The 25,303-nt window shown below is 51.7% G+C and carries 16 protein-coding genes and 1 pseudogene; 12 read left to right on the top strand and 5 right to left on the bottom strand.

The features are described 5' to 3' along the window. The gene (locus tag DWX68_RS05510) at positions 1-1,995 is read right to left on the bottom strand and encodes a hypothetical protein (protein WP_118628798.1); all 1,995 of its coding nucleotides are present in this window, start codon (positions 1,993-1,995) and stop codon (positions 1-3) included. After that, positions 1,992-2,720, bottom strand: a complete 729-nt coding sequence (locus tag DWX68_RS05505; RefSeq protein WP_118628797.1) for a LytTR family DNA-binding domain-containing protein — start codon at positions 2,718-2,720, stop codon at positions 1,992-1,994. Before DWX68_RS05505 ends, DWX68_RS05510 begins: the two co-directional genes overlap by 4 nt. A 341-nt stretch (positions 2,721-3,061) precedes the next feature. Here DWX68_RS05505 and DWX68_RS05500 point away from each other — a divergent pair, with 341 nt between their 5' ends. The 5 genes from DWX68_RS05500 (at position 3,062) to DWX68_RS14870 (ending at position 12,662) form a co-directional block, all read left to right on the top strand. Beyond that, complete coding sequence (locus DWX68_RS05500) at positions 3,062-3,451, top strand: response regulator transcription factor (protein ID WP_118467304.1); 390 nt, start codon at positions 3,062-3,064, stop codon at positions 3,449-3,451. Continuing rightward, a complete protein-coding gene (locus tag DWX68_RS05495) occupies positions 3,426-3,800 on the top strand; it encodes a hypothetical protein (protein WP_107001029.1) in 375 nt (124 codons plus the stop codon). The genes DWX68_RS05500 and DWX68_RS05495 overlap by 26 nt, the downstream gene beginning before the upstream one ends. Next, complete coding sequence (locus tag DWX68_RS05490) at positions 3,801-8,237, top strand: right-handed parallel beta-helix repeat-containing protein (protein WP_118628796.1); 4,437 nt, start codon at positions 3,801-3,803, stop codon at positions 8,235-8,237. A gap of 1,194 nt (positions 8,238-9,431) precedes the next feature. Beyond that, the gene (locus tag DWX68_RS05485) at positions 9,432-12,311 is read left to right on the top strand and encodes an S-layer homology domain-containing protein (protein ID WP_182432138.1); all 2,880 of its coding nucleotides are present in this window, start codon (positions 9,432-9,434) and stop codon (positions 12,309-12,311) included. A gap of 117 nt (positions 12,312-12,428) precedes the next feature. Beyond that, the gene (locus DWX68_RS14870; RefSeq protein ID WP_243027563.1) at positions 12,429-12,662 is read left to right on the top strand and encodes a winged helix-turn-helix domain-containing protein; all 234 of its coding nucleotides are present in this window, start codon (positions 12,429-12,431) and stop codon (positions 12,660-12,662) included. Between the two features lie 224 nt (positions 12,663-12,886). On the opposite strand, the pseudogene DWX68_RS05475 reads toward DWX68_RS14870, so the two are convergent. Both DWX68_RS05475 and DWX68_RS15025 read right to left on the bottom strand, forming a co-directional pair. Beyond that, positions 12,887-13,033 (bottom strand): annotated as a pseudogene (locus DWX68_RS05475) (transposase); the annotation flags it as partial. Between the two features lie 15 nt (positions 13,034-13,048). Continuing rightward, positions 13,049-13,171: a hypothetical protein gene (locus DWX68_RS15025; RefSeq protein ID WP_265104095.1), complete on the bottom strand. Its 123-nt coding sequence runs from the start codon at positions 13,169-13,171 to the stop codon at positions 13,049-13,051. A 286-nt stretch (positions 13,172-13,457) separates the two neighbouring features. Here DWX68_RS15025 and DWX68_RS05470 point away from each other — a divergent pair, with 286 nt between their 5' ends. Continuing rightward, the gene (locus DWX68_RS05470; protein WP_118628794.1) at positions 13,458-14,960 is read left to right on the top strand and encodes a PLP-dependent aminotransferase family protein; all 1,503 of its coding nucleotides are present in this window, start codon (positions 13,458-13,460) and stop codon (positions 14,958-14,960) included. Positions 14,961-15,057: 97 nt separating this feature from the next. On the opposite strand, the gene DWX68_RS05465 is transcribed toward DWX68_RS05470, so the two are convergent. After that, complete coding sequence (locus DWX68_RS05465; RefSeq protein WP_118628793.1) at positions 15,058-16,473, bottom strand: spore germination protein; 1,416 nt, start codon at positions 16,471-16,473, stop codon at positions 15,058-15,060. Here DWX68_RS05465 and DWX68_RS14515 point away from each other — a divergent pair. The 6 genes from DWX68_RS14515 to DWX68_RS05440 all read left to right on the top strand — a co-directional run bounded on the left by DWX68_RS14515 (position 16,458) and on the right by DWX68_RS05440 (position 25,275). Further along, positions 16,458-16,688 (top strand): hypothetical protein, encoded by a 231-nt coding sequence (locus DWX68_RS14515; protein ID WP_147354943.1) that lies wholly within the window; start codon positions 16,458-16,460, stop codon positions 16,686-16,688. The two genes, DWX68_RS05465 and DWX68_RS14515, sit on opposite strands and share 16 nt — an antisense overlap. A gap of 239 nt (positions 16,689-16,927) precedes the next feature. Beyond that, positions 16,928-21,358, top strand: a complete 4,431-nt coding sequence (locus DWX68_RS05460; protein ID WP_147354942.1) for a hemoblobin-interacting domain-containing protein — start codon at positions 16,928-16,930, stop codon at positions 21,356-21,358. 21 nt (positions 21,359-21,379) lie between these two features. Next, the gene (locus DWX68_RS05455; protein WP_243027561.1) at positions 21,380-22,516 is read left to right on the top strand and encodes an FAD:protein FMN transferase; all 1,137 of its coding nucleotides are present in this window, start codon (positions 21,380-21,382) and stop codon (positions 22,514-22,516) included. An 84-nt stretch (positions 22,517-22,600) separates the two neighbouring features. Continuing rightward, positions 22,601-23,242 (top strand): hypothetical protein, encoded by a 642-nt coding sequence (locus DWX68_RS05450; protein ID WP_118696022.1) that lies wholly within the window; start codon positions 22,601-22,603, stop codon positions 23,240-23,242. Positions 23,243-23,424: 182 nt separating this feature from the next. Beyond that, complete coding sequence (locus tag DWX68_RS05445; RefSeq protein WP_022360190.1) at positions 23,425-23,994, top strand: biotin transporter BioY; 570 nt, start codon at positions 23,425-23,427, stop codon at positions 23,992-23,994. Positions 23,995-24,129: 135 nt separating this feature from the next. Then, complete coding sequence (locus tag DWX68_RS05440) at positions 24,130-25,275, top strand: acetyl-CoA C-acyltransferase (protein ID WP_107001661.1); 1,146 nt, start codon at positions 24,130-24,132, stop codon at positions 25,273-25,275. Positions 25,276-25,303: the final 28 nt, after the last annotated feature.

Here is a 25,303-nt window from a genome sequence, read left to right as displayed (position 1 = left end):
TTATTTTCGCCTCCTCCTTAGGAAAAACACACCGGCAGACAGAAGAAGCAGACAGGCCGGAATCAAAAGGAGTATGGGCGACCGGCTATGCTCTGTGTCGGCGGCCTGTGCCAGGAAAACGGCATCCTCCTTTACTGCAATGGTGTATGTTCCTGTATGGCTGATCTGAAAGGAGGCGGCTTTTGCCGCATCGTCGTAACCGGTCATGGGAATTTCCACGCCGCTTTCATCACAGAGGAACAATGTGCCGGCTGCCGGGGCATTTGGACAGGGCAGCATGACAGAAACATCCGGCAGGGAGCTGAGCGCAGTTCCATTGATGGAAAACGAAAAAGAAAAACCGCCGTCCGTATCCGTTTGGATGATGACTTCAATCTGATCTTCGTTTTGGATGCCCTCCGGCAAGGCGTCTTTTGGTATGCTGATAGTGATTCCCTGTTTGGAAAAGACGGCTCTTTGCTCCCCTGTTTGCAGCATCATCAAAAAGCGCGTGCCGGAAATCCGGTCGGTGGTTTCATCGAAGAACTCTGAAAAATCAGGGCTTTTGGAATCCGCATCTTCCTCTGTATCACCGTTTGCCTGTTCCGATGGGAAATCGTCTTTATCTATATCTATGGAATCATCCTTTCCCTCCCAGGATGGCTCGGAAGACTTGTGGGATGGTTCATGATCCGCAGGATCATTTTCTTCACTGACAGGTGGTGTTTTTTCAGAATCGTTGGAATCCACTCTGCCGCCATTTGTTGCAGGCGGTTTTGGAGGCTTTGTGGAGGGCCTGTCTGCGAAACCGTCATCCTGATCGTCGGTATCTTCAGGAGGCGGCTGAATGATGGTATCGGGTGGATTCCCGCCTGCATCCCCTCCATCCCGGTCGCCTTCATGATACCCTTCAAGGACAATTTCATCTGCGTAGGTAAAGGACAGGATGCCGGTCTGTCCGCCGTCATAATCCACCTGAAGGCGGTAACTGCTGCCCGGCATCAGCAGACGGGTAGCAATCGAGAGCATTTCCTGACCCACATAAACGCCACTTTCCAGACGGTTCCATGAACCGTTGTTTTCGGACAGCCATACGCTGATCTCATCCAGTTCCCCTGGCGGTGTGATCCAGGGAAAATAAAGGCTTCCTCTGTGAACCAGGAAGCAGTTGATGTCTGGGCTGCCCGGAGCCTGAACAGAAACAGGAATTGAAATTTCAGGGAAATCGACACGATCCGCAAATATAGTATTTTCCGGTGCAGTCAGCCTTCCTGCTGCATGGTACAGTCCCACAGTATTCAGATCAATACCAGAAAAATCCCATTCCACCACAGCGGTGTAGCTGGTTCCATTTTCCGCATAGCATTCCAGATAGTAAGGGGAAAAGGCAAACAAATTTTCCAGCGTTTCGGTTTCGCTGCCCTGTTCAACCGCAAACGCGTCCGTATAAGGATACCATTGCTCTATGGAGGTAATGACAGCAGGCGGCATTTCTTCCACCCGGACGGAAATCTGAAGCTCCTGCAAGACAGCTTCACCAAAGGCATACCCCTCCGGCAGTTCAATCCGGCCTGCTGCGGTATATTCGCCTGGAGTGGTCTGGTCAATGGCCGAAAAATCCCATGCGACAGAAAATGTTTCCTGCCGGATTTCTTCACCTGCTGTTACAGTGGCGCAGACGGTTTGATACCGAAGGGCCAGCTGATAAATTTCCTCCAGGTCATCATCAGACGGTGTGGTTCTAAGGGGCAGGGTGAAATCTGGCAGGGAGAGCAGTTCGTCTTCATTTTGTATTTCTGTGACAAGGACGAGGGATACTTCTTCCGATGCTTCCGGGGTTTTGCTCTCCAGTGTCCCCGGAGCCTCGCTTTCTAAATCCGGCGGATTCTCCCTTCTTTCATCGGCATTGGATGGGGTTGCAGTTTCGGCGGCAAATGCGGGGATACTGCCGGTGAAGCAGAGGAGACAGGCCAGACAGCCCTCCAGAATACGCCTGTGCATTTGCTTCATTCTCATACGATCCCCCCCATTCCAGAGAAAACATATTGACGGTAGGTTTCCCGCAGCTGTTTTCCATTGCGGAGGGCAATCGGAAGTTCCTCCCCGTTTATCAAACGGAAGGTCTGACTGTCAACCTGGCTGATGTAATCCATGTTGATTAAAATGCCCCGGTAGCAGGGCAAAAAACGCTTGTCCTTCTGCAATGCGGCAGTAACCTCCTGAAAGCCTCCGCTTACCGGTATCACGCGTTCTGACGTATGAATTCGTGTCATACGGTTTTGATAATCTATGTATAGAATCTTCTCTGTGGGAAGTTCCAGCTTTTGACGGTCAGCCATAACCGAAAGTGTCATCACTTCATAGGGCGGTTTTAGCTGGCACAGCTCCATCGCTTCTTCAAAATCTGCCTGATGGAGCGAAAGCGGCTTCAGCAGATAATAGCTGGCGGACAGGCTGTACCCCATCCGGGCATAATCTTCTGTAATGGTCAGAAAAACAATCTTACAAAGCCTGTTTTTCTGGCGCAGCCTTCTGGCGGCCTCTATTCCATCCATGTTCTCCATATAGATGTCCATAAAGACAAGCTGAAAATTGACCTGGGCGGCAGCTTTCAGAAAATTCTCTCCGTCCTCAAATTCTGTCAGCGTATAGTCCAGCTGATGCTTTTTCATATAATTTTCCAGGCAGACAGACAGTTCGGCTCTGTCCTCTGCTCTGTCATCCACAATCGCAATCTGCATCGTGCCATCTCCTTTGCACAAAAATCCAATAATAGTATAACATAAAACCGCAGGAAAAACTTGCGTCTTAAACAGGAAACCTGCGTCTTAAACAAAGTCGGTTGCATTTCCCTTGACAAGATGCTACTCTAATTATACTACCAGACTTTCCGATGAGAAGGTCTGGTTTTTTTATGTGACAGGAAATTCCGAAGAATTCCCTGTCACATAAAAAAGGCACTAACGTGCCAAAGATGCGCACTTGCGCGAAGATGTAGATTGTCGCAAGCGACCGCGCAAGGCGCAAGAATGTGCCAAGGCACATTCTTTCTTGTTTTTCTTTTCAGGAAAGGAGGCTCAGCATGAAAATCGCACTTTGTACGGAATTAAGGAATGCAGAATGGTTTGAGAGCAGGCTGCGCTCCCTTTTTGCTGGGGACGGACAGCTTGTCATCGACGAGCTATGGAATGAGAAGCAGCTATCTCAGGCACTGCGGCGGAGCCGGTATCATGCGGTTGTCATCGCCATGACCGGGGCAAGGGGATTGGAGGCTGCCATTCAGGCAAAGCAGCTGGCACCGGAAACACCGCTTGTCTGGTGGAGCGATGATGAAAACTTTGCCCTGATCGCATATCACCTGCGTATCCCTGCGTTCCTTTCGGCAGACTGCTCCGATCAGGAGCTATATGAGGCGATAAAACCCATCACAAAATGGAGGTGCGAACATGCGAATTGCGCTGTGCAGTTATAGTCAGAAGGAGAAAGAAACGGCGTTACTGATGAAGCTTGGCAAAGTAGACCGCTTTGACAATGGCGTATTCTGCGTCTATGCCATGCAGCGGGATGGGCCTTATGATGCTGTGGTGGTCATGGAGGACGGAGCCAGGGGAATGAATTTCTGCATGAGCATACGAGGGTACAGCAGGGATGTCCCTCTCCTGTGGATCAGCGACCAGGCAGAGTTTGAACCCCAAAGCCGCAGGATGCAGGCGGACACCTTTTTGGTAAAGCCTGTGACAGAATATCAGCTGCGGGAGGCGGTATCCCAGCTGCTTCAGAAAACAACGAGAAGGAACGAACCGCGTGAGGAGGATGAATAAATGATATGGAAATGGAAACGGCCGGCCGCATTTTTACTGGCGGCGGCAATGATTTTTACGATGCCGGGAGTTCCGGCATCTGCGGTGGAAGCGGGTGTATCCGCCGTCCATACGGGGTTGTGCAAGCATCACCCGGAACATACAGAGGACTGCGGATATACGGAAGGAACCGAAGGGGCAGCCTGTAAACATGAGCATACTGAGGATTGCTACACCCTTGTGAAGAAGTGTATCCATAAACATGACGAAAGCTGTTACCCTGTTTTGGAAGGCAGCGTATCAGAAAATACGGCGACCTCATCTGAAGTAGAGGAGGCCCAGCCGACCGAGTGTACCCATGAATGCAGTGAGGAAAGCGGCTGTAAAACAAAAAAATTAAGCTGTCTTCATGAACGCGGCGAGCATGACGATAGCTGCGGCTACATCCCGGCCACAGAGGGGACGCCTTGCGGGTATATCTGTGAGCAGTGTAATTCTCAGGACAGTGGGCTTGTTCCCGGCGAGTCCGGGAATGCTCCGGTGGAGTGCATCTGCGAAACCCACTGTGAGCAGGAGGCGGTCAATCCCGACTGTCCGGTCTGCTCTGCGGAAGATGCAGACCTCTCTGCCTGCAAGGGAACAGCGGAAGCCGCCTGCATCTGTGAGAAATTATGCGGCGCTGATGCTGTGAACCCTGAATGCACCGTCTGCTCTGCTAAGGGTGCAGACCTCTCCGCCTGCCTTGGAAAAGAGGAGGCGGTGCTGGCTGTGCAGGCACTCATTGACGCCCTGCCTGAAACAGTCACGGAGGACAATGCGACCGAAATTGAGGAGCAGCTGAAGACTATTGATGCAGAAATAAAGGCCCTCACCGATGAGCAGGCCGCCAAGCTGGACATGACGCGCTATAACGCCGTTTGTGCGGCGCTGGCTGCGTTTGCGCTGCCGCAGGCCGATCATACCCACTGCGTCTGCGGCGGGAATGGAGATGTCAACGGGCACGAACATGACACTGCTGGCACAGAGTGGACAACTACCGATTCCCTGCCTGATTCTGTTGGCAACTATTATCTGACGAAGTCCGTGTCGGAGAACTGGACTGTGCCAACGGACGGCGAGGTCAACCTCTGCCTGAACGGGCAGACGATCAACGGTAAAATCACCGTCGGCAGCGGCGCGACGCTGACGCTGACTGACTGCTCCGACAGCGGCAGGGTTCAAGGCGAAGTGCTCGTCAATGGCGGCAAATTGGAACTGTACAGCGGCACGATCACCGGCGGCGTGCAGGTCGGTAAAAAGGGCGCCGACTATCAGACCGGCTCGTCCTTTACCATGTATGGTGGAGCGATTACCGGTAATGAAGACTACGGCGGTGTGTTCCTTGTCGGCACGACGAATCATATCGACCCGCCGAGCTTCACCATGCACGGCGGCACCATTTCCGATAACACTGCGGGTGCGTCTGACGGCGGTGGCGGCGGCGTATATGTGGGTGAGAAGTGCAGCTTCACCATGGACGGCGGCACCATCACCGGCAACACGGCAACCGCCGGCAACGGCGGCGGCATCTATATCCACTTTAACGCCGGCAATGTTTCGATCTCCAACGCCACGATCACCGGCAACAAGGCGTCCGCCACGGGGGATACAAGGTATGGCCACGGGGGCGGCATTTATTCGGAGAGAGGGGTAACCGTCAAGAATGTGACGATCACCGGAAACAACAGCACCTTTGCGGGCGGCGGCATCTATGGAAAGGGCGCTATTACCCTCACCGATGCTACCGTTACCGACAACAATCAATATGACGTTTACTACGACGGAACAGAAAGCACAAACCCTAAACTTACCGTTTCCGGCTCGGTGAAGGCCGGCTATTACGCCAATTATGATTGGAAGCTGCCCATTCTTGTATCAGGCGCATTGAGTGAGGATTCGGTCATCCGTGTGGGCGTGCGTGAAGGCATAAATCCTGGGGCCATCGCCGAACCGGCAAGCGGCGTGACGCTCAGCGCTGAGAACTTCAAGGCGGACGCCGCCGACAGCGTGACCAGCCTGGGCAATGACGGCAAGGTCTATCTTGTGCCCTGCACGCACGAGATGGACGATACCGGCTACACCTGCAAGAAGTGCAAAACGCAATTCGACGCGCGCGTGGGCGATAGCGCCTATTATAAGACGCTGACGGATGCGTTTAATGCAGCCAGAGGCAGCACCGTGACGCTGCTGCGGAATGTGACGCTCACAGGAAATTGCTCTTCTGAGAACTACTCAGCGACGCTGGATCTGAATGGCAAAACTGTCAGCACCGAGAATAAATACATTCATGTCGGAGGCGGGAACAAGTCCAATACTCTGACGGTCAAGGATTCTAGCAAGGGCGGCGGGACGCAGGCGCTCAATGTCAAGTTTTCGGTTGGGTCCAACGGAACGCTGGCGGTTGACGACTCCTACACCGGCGAGATTTCGCGCGTGGAGCTGCAGGCCGGCGGCGCATTGGAGCGCTTTGGCGGCAAAATCGGCGAGTTGGTTTTAAGCAATGCTGCGTATGGCTCCACAAGTACGGGCTACGGCCTGAAGCTGTGGAAGGGCAATCCAAACGCCTGCACCATCGGCAAGATCACGGACAACACGAAGAGCAAGAGCCTCACCGTTAACGACCTGCTGGGAACCGACTATGCGAAGTGCGAGCTGTACGGCGAAAAGGACAGTGTATGGAGCATCGTTCCCAAGACGGAGAAAATCTCCGAACTGACCGGCTATACAGCGTACAAGGTGCAGTTCACGGAGTGCGTCCATCAGTGCGCCGATGACAGCAACCCTGTGTGCTCTGTGTGCCACAAGGACCTGTATACGAAGATCACCGCCAAGGCCGCTGACGGCACGACCAAGACTGCCTACTTCACGAAAGACAGTGCGCTGGAAAACGGCTATGTAGAGGCCATCCAGACCTTGAACGGCTGGAGCAATGAGGGCTGCACCGAGCCGACGCTGACCCTGCTGCGGGATATGCCTTACGGCACCTCCATAACGCTGACCGGCACGCTGACGCTGGAGAGCGGAACGCACACCGCCAGCAATGTGACGGTCGCTGAAAACGCGAATGTGACCTTTGCCAGCGGCAGCTATAAAGGTGCGACCATCAACGGCACGGCGACGGTGGAGACGGGCGTCACATTCACCGCCGCCTCCGTCACGGTGAACGGTACGCTGAATGCCAAGGGCGGTACCTTCAATGGTCCTGTCAAATTCAATGGCAGCAGCACCGCGAACATCAGCGGCGGCAGCTTTAATAGTGAAAAGAAATATGGCGGCGTTACGTTTAACTACAATGTCACGGGCACGATCTCCGGCGGCACGTTTGCCTTCGCAGATTTTAGCACCACCAAAGTCAAGCTCTCCGGCGGCACATTTAAGGAAATCAAAAGCTACGGCGACCGCAAACTCGCCGACCTACTGGCGGAGAGCGCAGCGTATTACGGAGCAAGTGATAATCAGGCTGTGACCAATGATAGAGTGAATACGCTGGAAAATGTCAAGGTCGTGTCGCATACGCACAACGGCGGCACGGACGGCAAGGGCACTTGTAGCATCTGCGGCAAGCAGATGGCGGCATCGCTGACCGTCGGCGGCAAGACGAGCTGGTACACGGCCTTTGCCTCTGCCATCGAGGCGGCGAACGCGGCGGACGGCGAAAAGACCATCACGCTGTATCAGAATGTGGATGACACTGTCTACGGGAAGCGGACCGCCTATGAGCTGACCCGCGGACCGGTGACGCTGGCGACCGGCGGGAAAACGGTCAAGGGTGTGGACCTCATCGCCAAGGGCATTTCTCTGACGGTCACGGGCAGCAACGGAAGCTTCTATGTGACGGTGGACGGCAAAGACGCGGAATTGACCGTCAACGACAAGGATACGGAGCTCGCCATTGTCGCGGCGAAGAACGGCGGAAAGCTTTCGCTGAGCAACGGCACCTTCAGCCGTGTGGCTGTAAAGGACGACGGCAGCAGCGCCAGCCTCAGCGGCGGCAGCTACGACGCGATCACGAGCGATGCCGGCTATGTCAAGCCCTACGCGCTGCTGGCGAAGGGGTACGCTTACAAAAAAACAAAGGATAACCAATGGCTCCCCAACGCCAATTCAATCCCGTCAGAAGTCACCGTTGAAAAAGCGCCCTTCGCGGTCGAAAAGATTTATCCGAATAACGATACGAACTACACCGAAAACTCGGCGTTTACGACGGACGGTAATATCACGCTGACTGCGGTAATCGCGCCCGAAACGGAGGGCGTCACCTACTACTACTGGTGGGAGCGGTTTGACGAATCAAGCAAAGACTGGACCACGAAATTAAACGATGTTAATACTGCGACGCATACCGGCGGGCAGAGCAAGACGCTCACGATTTCCGGGCTGCCCGTAGACAAGAGCTATCAGTACCACATTTACGTCTAGTGCAGCAATGGCTACAATTGCTACAGCGAGCCGTTCACCGTGACCCGGCATCAGCATAGCTGGACGTACACGGCAAGCGACGCGACCATCACTGCCAAGTGCAGCCAGGACGACGCCAGCGGCGGCAGCGTGACGATTGCGGCCCCCGCCGAGCTGACCTACAACGGCAGCGGCAAACCCGCCACGGTGACTGCAAGCAGAGATTGGCAGGGTCCGGCGGTGGATAAGATTACCATCAGCTACACGAAGACGGGCAAGTATGTTCCAGAGAAATTGGAAAACGACGCGCTCCCCACGAATGCCGGCACCTACACCGCCAGCATCACCATGGGCAGCGCCACCGCCAGCGTGACCTATACCATTGGCAAAGCTACCCCCAAGGCGGAGGACTTCACCTTCACCGCCCCGACAAGCCTGACCTATGACGGCAATGTCAAGAGCGCGACAGTTTCTCCCGCAAAGGCCGGTACGGGAGAGGTCATCGTAAAATACTACGATAAAGACGGTCAGGAAGCCACGCCTAAGAATGCGGGCGAATACACCGTCAAGATCGATGTAACCGAGAGCACGAACTATGCTGCGGCCAACGGCCTGACGGCGGATAGCTGGAAGTTTAGCATCACCAAGGCGGCCGCGCCCACGATGCAGCCCATAGAGCTGACCGTTATCAACGGGCTGGCAAAGACTTACTTGGTCAATCTTCCCGCGCTGCCGACGCTGGGCTATAATTGTAAGTACGGCTCCATCAAATATGAGGCCTGCAACTTCAATCTGTTTGGAGAGGGCGGCTACGCAAATTCGACGGCAATGATCACATCAAACGATGAGTTCCAGTTGACTGTCCCGGCTGTCGAATCTCAGACCGAAGGTTCCGTCGGAACCGTAGGCGTCAAGATCACCACGGACAACTATCAGGACATGCTCCTGACCGTTAAAGTCATCGCGAAGAACAAGATCGTTCCCGTGCTGGACGGCGAGATCACCGCAACGCCAATCACCTTTGGCCAGATCCTGCGCGTCAGCACCATTACTGGCACGATGAAAGACGACGGCAAGACGGTCGAAGGCACCTTCGAGTGGACGAATCCTAGTACCAAGCCCGACAAAGCCGGCGACTATCAGGCTGAGTGGATATTCACCCCGGCGGAGGGCTATGAGGAATACGCGACCGCGACCGGAACTGTGACCATCAAGGTGAACAAGGCTACCCCCACCTTCTACGCTCCCACGGCGCAGGAAAATCTGACCTATACCGGACAGGAGCAGGCGCTGATTACTGCGGGCAGTGTGACCAGCGGTGGCACCATGCAGTACAGCCTGACCGAGAACGGCACATACAGCCCGGACATCCCTACCGGCACCGATGCCGGAGCATATAACGTGTGGTATCGGGTGATTGGCGATGCAAACCACAAAGATACCGCACCCGCCAGCGTGGCGGTCCGCATTGGGCAGAAGCCGCTGACGATCACCGGGGTAACGGTTGCGTCCAAGCTTTATGATGGCACGACAAACGCGGACATTACCAGCGTAACCTTCGACAACGTGACCTTGAAGCGAGACACAGACTACAACGTGACCGCCAGCTTTGACTATGCCAGTGTGGACAGCGGCAAGAACGTCACTGCCACAGTGACCCTGATGGGGCAGGCCGCGAAGAATTACGCCCTGGAGCAGAGCAGCTTCCCTACGACTGGCAGCATCACCAAGGCCGCCGCGCCTGACTTCACCAAGGAAACCGCGCTGACCATTGTAAACGGCTACGAAAAGACCTACACTGTGACGCTTCCCGCCCTGCCCACGCTGGAAACGCCCAAAGAGTACGGTGCACCCACCTATGAGCTCGGCGGAATCACACTGGATGGCAGCTACTACACCGGCGGCGCGAAGGTGGAAAACGGCAAGCTGATCCTGCCGATTCAGAAAAATGACGTGAAAACCACCGGCCCTGTGGGCACAGTGACCGTAGTAATCAAGAGCACAAACTATGAGGACATCACGCTGACCGTCAATGTCAATGCGACCAACAAGCTTGTCCCCACTGTTACGGCACCTACGGCAAACGCCCTGACCTACAACGGTGCAGAACAGGCGCTGGTTACAGCAGGCAAGACCACTGGCGGCACGATGCTCTACCGGCTTGACAATTCTGAGTGGAGCGAGCAGCTCCCCACAGCGAAAAACGCCGGGGAATACACTGTTTGGTATAAGGTTCAGGGAAATGCAGAGTACGCAGATGTGGCAGAACAGAACGTGACTGTGACCGTAGCGAAAAAGTCAGTTACCGTTACGGCGCTTGATCAGAGCGCCTACACCGGCAGCACCGCGCCCGATCTGAGCAGCCCGGAAGCAGATAAGGACTACAAGGTGGAGGGGCTGGTTGGTGCAGATACCCTGAGCGGCACGGTAACACTGGACTACGCACAGACACTGGATATGAGCAAAACCGGAAAAACCGCGATCAACATTACTGGTACGCTGTCAAATGACAATTATGCGATCACCTATGTTTCTGGAACGTTGACTGTTTCCAAGCAATCTTCCAGCGACGGCGGTTCCTCCTCTGGTGGTTCGGGCAGCGGTGGAGGCTCATCCTCCGGCGGTTCTAACGGTTCCGGAAGCAATGATAACACCAACCAGCCGGAAGCCCCTGTCACCGGTGAAACCAAACCCATACAGCCGGATAAAAACGGCAATGCGGCAGTGGATAACAGCTCTGTCCAGTCCGCCATCGACAAGGCCAAACAGGATGCGAAAAAGAACGGCACCACAGAGAACGGGATTGGTGTTACGGTTCCCATCACCCCGGCGGCAGGCCAGACCTCTTTTAACGTGACCATCAAGGCGCAGACACCGGATCTGCTGGTTAAAGAAAACGTCCGGCAGTTTACCGTAGCAACAGACCATCTGGTTTCGGTTACTATCGGCCTGGATACTCTGAAGCAGCTGGATACCGCCTCCGCTGGCGGGGACATCATTCTCCGGGCAGATAAGGTGGATGCACTGCGTTCCACCGAGGCCAAAGCCACCATCGGCACAAGACCGACCTATGACCTGTCACTGGTCTACCTCTCCGGCGGCAAAGAAACACCGATTGCCAACTTAAATGGTCACACTATATCGGTGCGTTTGCCCTACACACCGGCAAAGGGTGAGCAGACAGGTAATCTCTATGCAGTCTATGTAGATGACGCTGGCAAGGTGGAATGGATCACCAAATCCAGCTACAATGCCAGCCTGAAAGCGGTGGTTTTTGAAACCGGTCATTTCAGCGTTTACGGCGTGGGCTACAAAACTTTTGTCCCGGCTTTTACCGACATTACCGGCCACTGGGCAGCAGATAACATCCTCTTTGCAGCCAGCCGGGGACTGCTCTCCGGCACCAGCGACACCACCTTTAGCCCGGACACCGGCATGACCAGAGGAATGTTTGTGACAACTCTGGGGCGGTTGGCGGGCATCAACCCGGACAGTTACCAGACCGGGAAATTCACCGATGTGAAAGCCGACGCTTACTATGCCCCCTATGTGAACTGGGCGGCACAGACCGGTATTGTGGAAGGCATTACCGCCACCACCTTTGCACCGGACACCAACATCAACCGGGAACAGATGGCGGTGATTATGAAAAATTATGCTGCAAAGCTGGGCTATGACCTGCCCCAGACCTTGAGGGCTGTGACCTTTGCGGACAACACACAGATCAGCAGCTGGGCGAAGGATGCGGTCAAGTCCATGCAGCAGGCGGGCATCCTGACCGGGAAGAATGAAAATAAGTTTGACCCCAAGGGAACCGCCACCCGCGCCGAGGTCGCCACGGTTCTGCGGCGGTTTGTGGAAATCGTCATTGACCCGCAGGCCGCAAACGGCTGGCAGCAGAATGACAGCGGCCAGTGGAACTATTACAGAAACGGGGAGTCAGTGAAGGGCTGGCTCTCCGAGGATCAGAAGTGGTACTGGCTGGACAAGGTCACCGGAATAATGTTTGCCGGAGGCTGGAAGCAGATTGATGGTAAGTGGTACTACTTCTATGCAGACGGGGCGATGGCGGTGAATACCGCATCCGACAGATGAAAAATGAACCCGTAATGTAATGCAAAAATAATATCAATAAAGAGGGATGTGAACAATATGGGCAAGTTTCTGGTACTGTCGCTTACCGACCATGAAGAATATATACTCAGTAGAATTATGGAGATTATTGCGGTCGAGCCAGGATTTGACCATATTGTGACATCCCACCCTTGTAACACTCTTGTTTTTCCGGGCTTGGAGCTTCGGCTGAAGGAGAGAACAGCATACCGAAACGGTGAGTTGATTTCTATGACTCGTCGGGAATTTGCAACATTGGTATACTTGGCAAAACATCCATCCTGGGTATTTTCTGCCGGACAGATCTATGAAGAAGTATGGGAAGGATGGTGAAAATTGCGGAACGGCTGTTGCCTTCGTACCGAAAATCAATGCGAATCCGGTGTATAACGGAGGGTGAAGCCTGCTATATGTATGTAGCAATCATTATAATAACATAAAAGGCACGGCATAAAGCAATCTGATGTAAAATCTATCAGAATAATTTATGCCGTGTCTCTTTTTAAGTTGATTGAATAATCCACCGTATTGTCCACTGCCCCTTGGTATCCTTCGCCTTAAACAGGCAGTGGTTCCGCTGTATTATTCGATATTTCGCAACGTCCATTCTGAAGATAATTACGCAGTGTTTCTTTATGTTTTTTTGCGTATATCACAGCTTTTTCCAGCTTGCTTCTTTTTACAGGATTGAGTTGTTCCAACCATGCATAAAAGCTTTCCTATACCGGCACTTCTGTTTCCAGACATCTGTCTTTTCGCTCTTCCGGAGTAAGGTCACGGAACTGCTTTTCCAAAAAGAAAAGCTTGTTGCAGTATGCCAGACCAACTTCAGCCGGAATCATGCGGGGATCTCATCTTTCTTAGGAAGAAGCGGCTCTTTGATTTCTTCCTCGGAATTTCCGTTACTGGGCACGTATGCGTAAACAGTGACAATACTCAATTTTGGGGATTGCCTATAAGCAGGAGAAAACGGTATAATTGAGGAAGGCAGTTGGGTATAAGGGGTACAAGTGGTGGAGATGAAAAATATTGTGAAGACGGAAAGAGGGGCGGTTGTCTGGGATATGGGATGATGCGGGTGATCGATGCGGTGCATCGCCGTTTACATAAATAGATAGAGGAAATACGATGGAACTGAATTTAAGCGAACCGGGACAGAGCCGGTATCTGAGAGTATATGAATATTACAAAGAATTGATCGTGTCCGGGCAGATGAAGCCGGGAGCGAAGCTGCCGTCGATCCGCAAATGTTCCCTGCAGCTGCAGCTTTCGCGGACGACGGTGGAGACGGCGTATATGCTGCTGGCGGCGGATGGCTATATCATTTCGCGTCCGCAGAGTGGGTTTTATGTAACGGATGCGGTGCTGGCGGCTGCAAACCGGGAGGAAATAGAGCACGGTGTGCCGCGTCAGGAGGAACGCCCGGAAATCCGGTATGATTTTGCGTCTTCGAATGTGGATCGGGAGAGCTTCCAGTTTGATTTATGGCGGCGCTATGTCAAGAGCGCCTTGCGCCAGGATGAACGGCTGCTTTCTTACGGCGAACCGCAGGGAGAGCGGGAATTCCGGGAGGCGCTCTGTGCGTATCTGGGGCGCCACCGCAATGTGATCTGTACGCCGGACAGTATCGTAGTAGGGGCGGGTGTGCAGAGTCTCTTGCATATTTTGTGCCCGATGCTGCGGGAGCGGGACAGCGCATGGTTTTTTAATCCGTCGTTCCGGCAGGGACGCCAGATTTTTGAGGATTATGGGTTTCGGACCGGGGATATAAGAGAGTATTGGGAAAATAATGATAGGAGGATTGAGTCCTCAAAAAAGGATTTGTGCGGAATAGAAAAGCCAGATGTATGTGCAAGAGAGATGAAAACAGGGTTATCCGAACAGATGTCAGAGGCGATGAGACATACAGGGAAAAGTGTTTGCTATCTGACCCCATCGCAGATGACAGTCTGGGGCGAGGTCATGCCGGTGGGCGACCGGATGAAGCTTTTAAAGAATGCGGCGCGCGAGGATATGCTGATTATTGAGGACGATTACAACAGTGAGTTCCGCTATTATAACCGCCCGACACCGTCCCTGCAGGGGCTTTCCGGCGGGCGGGGCGTCGTGTATCTGGGGACATTTTCAAGGCTGCTTCTGCCATCGATCCGCATGAGCTACATGGTCCTGCCGCCGGATCTGCTGAAACGGTATCAGGAGCGGGGGCGTTTTTATAACCAGACGGCGTCCAAGGCAGAGCAGATTGCCCTCTGCCAGTTTATCCGGGACGGACATCTGGAAAGTCAGATCCGAAAGTCCAAGAAATTGTACGCGGCAAAGGCAAAGTGTCTGTGTGATGCGGTGCGGCGCATTTTTGGAGAAAAAGCGCGAACGCATCTGGGCGATGCCGGTTTTCTGGTTCTCATGGAGCTTGACAGCCCGCTTACATCGGCGGAAATTGCCGGGCGTGCGGCACAGGCAGGCGTCGCCGTCCGCCCGGTGGAGTCGGTCGGGAGTCTTTTGGAAAAACAGGAGCATCATTTTCAAGAGGGATATCCGAAGCTCCTGTTGTCCTGTGCCTCGATGGGGGCAGAGCGGTATGAGGAGGCGCTGGAGGTGCTGAAAGAGGTAGTGTATAAGAAAGAAAAATAGAAGATAGATATAGAAGTTAAAATGTCCGCATAAACCACAGCCAGTATCCGGAACCATCCGGGCAGTTGTGGGTATGCGGACATTTTATGCGACATTCTTACCCGTTTTTCTTCTCATGCGGCAGCCGGTTCCGGAGCAGCCGCTTTTTTAATTCACTCCAGTGAAATGGAATTAGCGGGTAAATATAACTTTTTCCGGCGATTGTCCGGTTAAAGACAAGGCAGCCGACGGCAATGAGTGTTCCTGCGATGAAGCCCCAGAGATTGAGGAAAAAGGTCAGAATCAGGAGCAGGACGCGCATGAATTTGAGTGCGTAGCCGAGTTCGAAGCTCGTCATCGAGTAGTTGGCGATCGTGACGAACGCCATATAGAGCATCGTCTCGCTGTTGAACCAGCCGGATTTGACCGAGTATTCTCCAAGCACGATACCGGCGATGACACTGAGCGGTGTCGTCAGCATGCTGGGGGTGTTGACTGCCGCGAGCCGCAGACCATCGATGGCAAATTCCAGGATCAGAAGCTGATAGATCAGCGCCACATGGATCTCGTCGGTGACACGGATAAAAGCGAGCCATTCCGGGATCCAGCCGGGATTCTGCATAAAAAGCAGCCACAGCGGTGTCAGAAATAAGGTCAGGAAAAAGATGACCGTCCGCGACAGGCGCAGATAGGTGCCGGTCAGCGGTGGAAAATAGTAGTCGTCGGCTTCCTCGATGATATCGAAAATGGAGGATGGCAGAATCATTGCGGATGGCGAATTGTCCACCAGAATGATGATATTTCCTTCCAGAATCGAGGCAGCGGAGGTATCCGGACGCTCTGAAAAACGAAATTTTGGGAACGGATTGAACCATTTGTGCGGATAAATACATTCGGCAAGGCTTTCCTGGTTCATCGAGAGGGCATCGACATGCACTTTTTGAATCCGGGTGCGGATGCGGTTTAAAAGTTCGGTGTCCACCCGGTTTTCCATGTAGCAGATGGCGATATCGGTGTGCGAACTTTCCCCAATATTCATGATTTCCATCCGCAGCTTCGGATCGCGGATGCGCCGCCGGATCAGAGCCGTATTGAACACAAGGGTTTCGACAAAACCATCGCGCGAGCCGCGCAATACTTTATCCTTTTCAGGTTCGCTGACTCCGCGGGCGGGATAGGTGCGGCAGTCTATCGTGAGTGCCTGTGCATACCCGTCGATCAGAAGAAAAGGAACACCGGAGAGAAGCTGGATAATCAGCGCGTCCGAATCCGTTTCCAGCCCGATTTCGCCGTAGGCGAGGTAGAGGGCGGCAAAATCGTTTGCATTGTCAGGCATCTGGGCGGTTTCAATGCTGCTCATCGCCTGCAGCACTTTTAAAAGCGTATCGTCCTTGGTAAAACCATCAATACAGTAGAGGCAGGCATCGCGCCCGCCGATCATCAGGTTCCGATCTACGACATCAAAACTGATGTCCGGTCGGAGCTTTTTTTGAAAAAAAGTCCGGTTATTTTCAATGGATGAAGAAATCTGCATCGTGTAAATCTCCTATCAGAGAAGCCAATATCAGTGACCGCGAAGGGACTGGAATGGGACAAAATGTTTACAGATGGAGTATGTGCGAAAAGGATAAAAATATACGAAATGAAGCAAACAGAAAAAAATTCTCAAAATATGTTTTTTTAAAATTCATGGCAAGCGAGGCAATATCAGGGAAAAAGGTGGAAAAATCGCTGCAAAATGAGACTTAACATGTGCTGAATGGAAAAAGAAATTTGCATGTTAGTTTTAGCAACTAAAAAACCAATGCTTTATTGAGAATAAAATTCAATAAAAAAAATAGATAAAAATTCTCATTTTCAAACAGATTTAAATAATTGACAGATTTTATTAGATTAGTTTATACTAACCTCCTCGGCCGCCTGAGTTAGGGGTTCCTAATCCGGTGCGGAGGGTAAGATATTACAAAAGATTATATGGAGGAATATGTATGAAAGGTAAGGGAAGATCCCGGCAGGCAATTCTGGCAGCGGTGACCGTGTTAGCGGCGGCGCAGGCAGGTACTGCTTATGCTTCAACCGGACCGGCATCGGAGTCCGGAGTACAGACCGGCGCCTGGATTCAGGAAGGACAGGACTGGAAATATCAGGGAACGGACGGAACGCTTAAGACTGGATGGGTCAAGACCGAGAGCGGCTGGTATTATCTGGATCCGCAGACCGGACGGATGATGACTGGATGGATCACCGTCGATGGACGCCGGTACTATATGAACACAACTGCCGATGGCGTGGAAGGACAGATGCGCCGCGGCTGGTGGAAGGACAATGCAGGAAAATGGTATTTCTTCAGCACTGCATCCGATGGAACGGAAGGTATGACCGTGACCGGATGGCAGTGGATTGATGGAAAATGCTATTATTTTGATAACTTGAGTGCAGAAAACTTTGGTCAGATGCACACCGAAGGCCGGACACCGGACGGCTACAGCGTCAACGAGGATGGACAGTGGGTCAATGAAAACGGAGAGGTCCAGACCCGTGCGGATAGAGGTTATGCGAGCAACCCGGCAGCAGCCGGCACCGGAAGCAGCGTATCAGGAGGCGGTTCAGGGAATTCCGGCAGTTCCGGCGGTAGCCATTCGGGGGGCTCTGGAAGCAACAGTAATTCTGGAAATAACAGTAATTCTGGAAATAACGGTAATTCCGGGAATGACGGAAATCAGAATGGCGGAAATGCCGGAGATAACGGAAACGCTGAAAATCCAGACAAGCCGCAGATGGTTTCGCTGGTAGATGAGACGAAGACAAAGCTTACCGAAGTAAATTCCCTGGGCTGGTGGCTTCCGATCGCATTTGATGAGGGATACAATGCAGGCAATACGGTCGTTAAGGTCGATGGAAAAGATGTAACCAATCTTTTAACTCCGATCACAGATGACGGACGTATGGCAAAACTGGCGCTTCTTGGCACACCGGGCAAAGTAACCGTCAGCAGCAAAGAAGATGGGGCAAAGGAAGAGACGGTGGTTCTGAGCAATGAGAGCCAGGAAGATGCTGTATATGAGGAAAACGACGGCTATCTGCCTGAGAAGATTCTGACGCATGAGCCGGTTGCTTACTGGGACTATTATCTGACCAATTACGATGAAAATGGAAATGCCCGCATTTCTCCGAAAAAGACTACGTATAACTTGAATGAGGAGAAACAAACTCATCCGAGCTATTCGCCGGATGCGGTTCTTCCAAAAAATGGAAAAGCAGCCGTTACCATTCTGTTTAACTATAATACAGATGAGGAAAAAGAGTGGTTTGACGGCATCCGCAAACTGGAACTGGTTGAATACAATGAGCAGAAGAACACAATCAATTCGAGTCTCGTATTTGACAGTGAAAAGAATGTGGCGCACGGACAGGGACGCGTTGGACAGCTGACTATCCAGACAGGACAGAGCAATTTCTTTAATAATGGACGTTATTATGTGCGGGTTGTATCGTCGGCAGGCGGTTCCGCGCTCGTCCCGATTCATGTCGTCAATGAGACAGTACCGACACTGGAGCTTAAGGAAACACCGCAGTCCGGTAAGAATCTCCATTTTGCAGTCGGCGATCTGGTATACGCAATTGAGACACCGATCGAGCGTGTGACACTGGAAGATCCGAACGGAACAGTAAGCGACCTTAAGATGATCGATGACTGGTATCTCTACAGCCAGGATTTATTTGTTCTGTACAATGATAATACAGACCATCTGCCATACAAGGGCAATTACAAGATCACTGTATATGCAAATGGTTTCCGGTCATTCTCTAAGAGCTTCAAGGTGACAACGGGCGCAGAGCCGGTAAAAGAGAAGGAACAGACCAATGGTCAGAAAATGGCGGCATACGGATTCGACGGTATTAGCACCGCATCGACCGGTTCCAGCGGAAGTGGAAGCTCCAGCGGCAGTAGCTCAGGAAGCTCTGCAATCTCTGCAAACCTGATTTTTGATTCAGATCTGCTTGTAAATGCACATCTCCTTGAACAGACCAAGATGGAAAATGATGCGTCCAAGGCAGTGATGGAGTGGTGGTACAATGCGATTCCGGATGCAGTCTTTGATACTGGAGATGATGATTTCTTCAGATGGACAGACTACGTAAATAAGAGCGAGAATCAGAAATACGAAGAGAACAGAATGCTCCCATTTGCAGATTACCGTGAAAACGGAGCACTGGATCCGAACCATCCGGCAACGGCAAAAGAGGTTCTTGAAGATGGTCTGCTCGGCGATATCCAGTACAATGGAAACTTCTCTCGTCAGGATGCACCGGCGATTACAGTTGTACAGAACAAAGAGGGCGAGCCGGTAGTCCTGCGGACAGAGGATACAGAGTATATCGAAGCGGTTCAGAGTATCGTTGTCAACGGAAACTGGCAGGCACTCAGCAAGGACAAATATTCCGTCGATAAAGAAGCTGGCACCATTACCATAGAGGCGGATGTATTCAAGGCTGGTGAGGAGTACAAGCTGACTGTTGATGCAACGGGATATAAGAGCCAGAGTATTGCATTTACATACGATAAGGTGCTGGAAAACGATTTATTGCTGACCGTTGATTATGCGGATGGTAAAGAGGCGTTTGCAGCTGAGAAAAAAGAAGATTCTAATAAGACCTACTATTTTGCAAATGCTGAATTTACCGTTAATGGCAGCAAGGGAGATTTCCTGAAGAACCTGAAATCTGTTACCCTGCTTTCTGACGAGGAAGATGCGGTTGAGAGAAATATCTACACGAAAGGCGTGTCCAGCAGCAACGATGTTTACTATGAAGTATCCGGGGATGGCAAGAAGCTGATTCTCCATCAGGTTCAGCCGGGAAGCTATAAGCTGACTCTTCGTTCGAATTACTACACAGAGGCGCTGAGATGTGAATTTGTGGTTGAGAAGGAAGAGGAAGAAATTAAGGAAGAGATGGCAGCTCCAGAAGTAGTGGAGTTTAGCAAACATAAAGCCAGCTGGTCATTTGAACCAGATTTTGGCCGTGCTTCTTTTAAGGCTTCAAAGGGAACGAGTGTAAAAGATTACTTGGCTAAGATTACATCCGTGAAAGTTGGAAATAAAGAGTATACGAAAGCAACTTACAGCCTTAGTTCGTATAACCCTACATGGAAGATGACAGATGCAGATGATCCATATAACAATGTACAGGAGTTTGATTGCATCGATTTCACTTTAGACGGTTTCAGCACCGAAGAAAGCACCGACGTAACGATCCAGGCAGAAGGATACGAAGAGCTTACCTTTACAGTTACAAAGGATATGAAGTTAGCGGGTGACGAAGAGAAACTGCTTCCAGCACCGAAGCTGACAGGCAGCACTACGGTTGATGAGGGAGAACCGCTGGTTCTGACTGGTGATGAAGAGTATCTGAAAGCAATTAAGTCTGTAAAAGTAACTGGCAATGATGAGGAGGAAGATGTTGCACTTGAATTTGCAGTAAATGGTACAACATTGACAATTCAGACAAGCGCACTGGATAGTGGTCTGAATGAGGTTGTGATCGAAGCAAAAGGTTACAAGAATCAGTCGATCACGGTTACAGTTGAGAGCCAGAAAGCAGATACAGAAATTGAGGTTTCCAGTGTTGTAAAAGAGAGTGGTTGGACAGGAGATTATTTACTGATTCGCTTCAATGGAGTTGAGGGGGAAAAGTTAAAAACCTTCTTAAAGGAGATTGATTCGGTTGCGGTAAATGGAACAGAGTATAGCAAGGCATCCGTTTCCTCGTTCCTTGGAAGTGGGGAGTTTGCACCGCATGCAACGGATACATCTTATAGCAATGATAATTATGATTGTTTAAAGGTTTCAGCGTCCGGATTGAGTGAAGAAGAGGATAATGAAATTCTTATCTACACTAAGAATAACGGAACGATTGAGTGCAAACTTGATAAAAACTGGAAATTAATCAAGGAATCCAAAACGCTTCTTGCCGACGAAGTCCTCCCAAGCGAGATCGTCACCACCCCAACCGAGGGAGTAACCACACCGGAGCAAACACCGGCAGAGCCGAAGACGAATGACGAAAACAAGGCAGATGTACCGGATGGCGATAAGAAGAACGAGACAGACGATGCGAACAAGGCACCGGAAGTAGACGAGGACAAGAAAGAGGATTCGGACGAGTCCAAGGATACTTCGGATGAGAAGAAAGACGAAACTTCAGATAAAGGCGATGCTGACAAGGATGATTCGAAAGATGAATCCGGCGAAACTGGTGACGATTCCAAGAAGAATGAAACGGACGAATCTAAGGACAATGATGCCAGGAAGGATGAGACCGGTGGCGTAAAAGATGATACTTCTGATAAGGAAGAATCCGACGGCGGTAAAGGCGATGCTTCTGAGAAAGAAGAGTCTGTTTCCGAAGAAGAGTAGTTGTATTTAAAGGAGTAAAAATTGAAACAGAAGTGGTGGATTTTATTAACCCTGCTGCTGTGTGGCTGCGGTGTTTCATCGCAGCCGGATCAAACGGGGGCGGTCCAGAATGACCGTCCTCGTTTATCTGCGTCTACGGAAGAGACGGCAGAAAATGTGGCAGAAGTAGAAAAAAACGAAAATTTAGAGAAAAATCCCTCAAATTCGAACCAGAATCCGGGAGAAGGGCAGAACTGGACGGTGTTTGCGATGGATACTGTGATGCAGTTTGATGCCTACGGTGGAAGTGCAAATTTGCAGGAAAAAGTGAAACGGCGGGTGGAAGAGCTGGAAGGGGAGTTTTCGACAACGCAGGAAAACAGCGATATTTTCTATCTAAATCAGGAGAAAACAGCGAAACTTTCCGATGATACGCGTTATCTGATGCAGGAGGCGCTGGCGCTGGGAGCGGAAACAGATGGTGCACTCGATATTTCAATTTACCCGGTTGTGCAAAGCTGGGGATTTACAACGGGAAATTACCGGGTCCCCAGTGAGAGCGAGCGGGAAAGCCTGCTTAAATCGGTCGATTATCGTCTGGTCGGTTTAGAAGCAGATACGGCATCGATCGAGCCAGGAATGATGGTGGATCTAGGCGGCGTCGGAAAGGGATTTACCGGAGATGAGGTGGTAAAGACTATGAAGGAGGACGGCGTGACAAGCGCACTGTTCAGTCTTGGAGGCAATATCCAGACGATCGGAACAAAACCGGATGGCGAGAAATGGTATGTCGGCATCAAGGATCCGGAGAGCGACGGCTATCTGGGCGGAGTCAGGGTGCAGGATGAGGCGGTCATTACCTCCGGCGGCTATGAGCGCTATTTCACGGATGAGGACGGAACAATTTACTGGCATATCATGGATCCGTCCACTGGGGCGCCGGCGCATAGCGGGCTGATTTCTGTGACAATCATCGGACCGTGCGGACTGCGCTGCGATGGGCTTTCGACCGCCCTGTTTGTCATGGGACGGGAAAAGGCAGCGGCACACTGGGCGGCGCATCAGGACTATGAGGCAGTCCTGGTTGACGAGGGCGGCACGATCTGGCTGACGCCGGGCTTAAAAGACCGATTTATTCCGGTGGATCAGGGGGAGACGCGGGAGATTCGGATATTGTGATTCTGGAACAGATCTAGTATAATGAGCAGCGAAAAGTGCATACGAGTCAGATTTATAATTTATAACGAAGAGGTCGAAAATACCGTGAATGATAGATTGAAAAAGAAGCTTCTTTGCTTTGAGCGCGCTCTCTCCACATTGGAAGGATACGAGGGCTGGATGATAGGCACAACTACACTTCATCTGGACTGGCAGCCCAAACAGGGGGAGAATGAGTTTTGCCATACCAAATTAACTCCGGAAATCATCAAAAAAGGCCGCTCGGCAATCCGGGTCCGCATAGCGGCAGCGGAGGAGGAAAAGGAACGGGAAAATGAGGAGATGGAAGTGCTGCTGGTAAAACCGCGCCAGAGCGTCCTTGTCCCGGAAAAAGAGAAAATGCCGCTCATGAAAACAATTACGGAACTGGGCAGTGAGGATGATGATACGCTGGCATTTAGCCGCAGCCAGATGGAAGAATATCTCCGGGAGGCGGCAGATACCAATCCGATCCATCAGGGAGAAGCGGCAGTTCTGCCGGGGTTTCTTGTTATGAATGCCTGCCTGCTTCGTCTGTGGAAGAAGGGCTGGATGAAGGGACAGACCGCTCTGGAAGTACGTTTTCTTGCCCCACTTCGTCCTGATGAGGAGGTATATCTGTCGGATTCGGGGCAGGAGGGAAGAAACGCGGTGTATCTGAGAACGAAGCAAGAGGGAAAGGAAATTCTTTCGATTACAGAAAAATAGGGATGCCGATGATAAAGTGGGTGCAGAGGAGCTATGGATGCATATGTAAACCATTTATAAAAACAAGGTTGACAATCCTCTGAAATTCCGATATACTCTTTTCTAGCAAAGATTCTCTGTGTGTGATTCATAGGAAAATGCATTACACGGCTTAGAATTTTATCACTGAGGAGGTATATATAATGAGTTCAGAGACAAGTGCAGTGAACGTACACGGCGCATGGAGCGCGAAGCGGCTTACACTTTTGGCGATGATGCTGGCTCTTATCAGTGTGTCTTCGTATATTGCGATTCCGCTTCCGTTTTCGGATGCAAAGATCACAGCGCAGACGATGATTGTCAACCTGATCGGTCTGCTGATTGCACCACAGGATACCATTTTAGTTATGGCGAGCTGGCTGCTGTTAGGCTTATGCGGCGTGCCGGTATTCAGCGGCGGAAGCGCAGGACCGGGAAAACTGCTTGGACCGAGCGGCGGTTACTATATCGGATTTCTGGTTGTAGCGTTCCTGATTTCCCTGTTTTGCCGGAAATGGAAAAATGTTGCATTCCAGACAGCGTTCCTGATTGTAGTTGGTATTCCGGTGATTTACGCATTCGGTGCAGGCTGGATGAAACACGTGACCGGACAGCCGTGGGGTGCAGTTATCGTGCAGTCGATAATTCCGTTTATTCCGCTGGACATCGTTAAGTGTGTGGCAGCGGTAGCACTTGGAAAGGCGCTGAAGCGGACGGGCTTATTTGGAAATTAGATAGAAAATAAAGATGGGATGTGGTAGTGAACAGAATCAGCCTTTTAGTGCAGAAATGCAGCCAGGAGGTATGAGGAGTCCGTTGCCGCATCCCTTTAATTTTAATTAGGAATAGAAGAAAAACAGGAGAAAAGTATGAATCACGTATATATTCTGGGCGGTTTGCGCAGTTACATCGGGGTGAAAGATGGAATGTACCGTCATATCCCGGCGGAAAAGCTGGGGGCGGAGGTGCTGCGGGAGGTGGTTTCGCGATTTGAGCTTCCAACCGATGCGATCGACTATATAATAGGAGGAAATGCGGTCGGGGGAGGCGGCAATATCACGCGTCTGGCGGCACTTTCGGCAGGGTTTCCAGAGCGGATTCCGGCGGTTACTTTGGATCTGCAGTGCGGGTCGGCGCTGGAGGCGATCAGCGCGGCAGCAGCCAAGATTGAGAGCGGGATGGCGGATCTGGTCATTGCCGGGGGAATGGAGAGTTCTTCGGTACAGCCGTACCGCATGATGTCCCCGAACCATCCGGAGTATGACGGTGGAAAGGTGTATACGGTTGCACAGTTTGTGCCGGGAAAGCGCGGTGAGCAGGTTATGTTAGAGGGCGCGGAGGAGACTGCGATCCGGGAAAATGTCTCTAAGGAAGAGATGGACACCTGGGTGCTCCGGAGCCATAAGAGGGCGGCGCAGGCGCGCAAAGAGGGAATATTGGAGGATATAACGGTTTCCATCGACGGTAGCAGCCGGGATGAGGGAATCCGTCCGACAATGAGCCAGCGTCTGATCGACCGCCTGCCGTATCTGCTTCCAAATGGCACGAAAATCACGGCGGCAAATGCGTGCCTGATGCACGATGGCGCGGCATTTGTGGTACTTTGTTCGGAACGGTTTTTGCGGGAACAGGGACGGAAAGCAGAATGCCGTTTCCGGTTTGGTACAGCGATCGGGGATGATCCGATGATGAGCCCAAAATCAGCCGTCAGCGCTGCTAAGGCGATACTTGCAAAAACGGGGCATTCTTATCAGGAGATCGATGCTTTTGAGGTCAATGAAGCGTTTGCCGTTATTGATGTTCTATTTGAACGTGCATTTCCGGGGATTGAAGACCGTTATAATATCTGGGGCGGGGCACTTGCCTATGGGCATCCATATGGAGTCTCCGGCGCAATGATTCTGCTGCATCTGATGAAAGCACTGGAACATAAAAATGGGCACTTGGGAATGTGCTGCGTGGCAGCCGCCGGAGGGATCGGAAGCAGTATTCTGGTGGAGAAAGTAATGAAGTAGATGAAGACAGTGCTTGAATGATATAAAA

Source organism: Clostridium sp. AF20-7 (genome assembly GCF_003479275.1).
Taxonomy (GTDB): Bacteria; Bacillota; Clostridia; order Lachnospirales; family Lachnospiraceae; genus Otoolea; species Otoolea fessa.
The sequence above is the reverse complement of the archived record's forward strand: the minus strand, read 5'-3'. Positions and strand labels throughout refer to the sequence as shown.

Bases quoted from the DNA above. Each gene is read 5' to 3' on its own strand.
- DWX68_RS05510 (WP_118628798.1), bottom strand. From the start codon at position 1,995: ATGAGAATGAAGCAAATGCACAGGCGTATTCTGGAGGGCTGTCTGGCC.
- DWX68_RS05505 (WP_118628797.1), bottom strand. From the start codon at position 2,720: ATGCAGATTGCGATTGTGGATGACAGAGCAGAGGACAGAGCCGAACTG.
- DWX68_RS05500 (WP_118467304.1), top strand. From the start codon at position 3,062: ATGAAAATCGCACTTTGTACGGAATTAAGGAATGCAGAATGGTTTGAG.
- DWX68_RS05495 (WP_107001029.1), top strand. From the start codon at position 3,426: ATGCGAATTGCGCTGTGCAGTTATAGTCAGAAGGAGAAAGAAACGGCG.
- DWX68_RS05490 (WP_118628796.1), top strand. From the start codon at position 3,801: ATGATATGGAAATGGAAACGGCCGGCCGCATTTTTACTGGCGGCGGCA.
- DWX68_RS14870 (WP_243027563.1), top strand. From the start codon at position 12,429: ATGGAGATTATTGCGGTCGAGCCAGGATTTGACCATATTGTGACATCC.
- DWX68_RS15025 (WP_265104095.1), bottom strand. From the start codon at position 13,171: ATGATTCCGGCTGAAGTTGGTCTGGCATACTGCAACAAGCTTTTCTTT.
- DWX68_RS05470 (WP_118628794.1), top strand. From the start codon at position 13,458: ATGGAACTGAATTTAAGCGAACCGGGACAGAGCCGGTATCTGAGAGTA.
- DWX68_RS14515 (WP_147354943.1), top strand. From the start codon at position 16,458: ATGAAGAAATCTGCATCGTGTAAATCTCCTATCAGAGAAGCCAATATC.
- DWX68_RS05465 (WP_118628793.1), bottom strand. From the start codon at position 16,473: ATGCAGATTTCTTCATCCATTGAAAATAACCGGACTTTTTTTCAAAAA.
- DWX68_RS05460 (WP_147354942.1), top strand. From the start codon at position 16,928: ATGAAAGGTAAGGGAAGATCCCGGCAGGCAATTCTGGCAGCGGTGACC.
- DWX68_RS05445 (WP_022360190.1), top strand. From the start codon at position 23,425: ATGAGTTCAGAGACAAGTGCAGTGAACGTACACGGCGCATGGAGCGCG.
- DWX68_RS05440 (WP_107001661.1), top strand. From the start codon at position 24,130: ATGAATCACGTATATATTCTGGGCGGTTTGCGCAGTTACATCGGGGTG.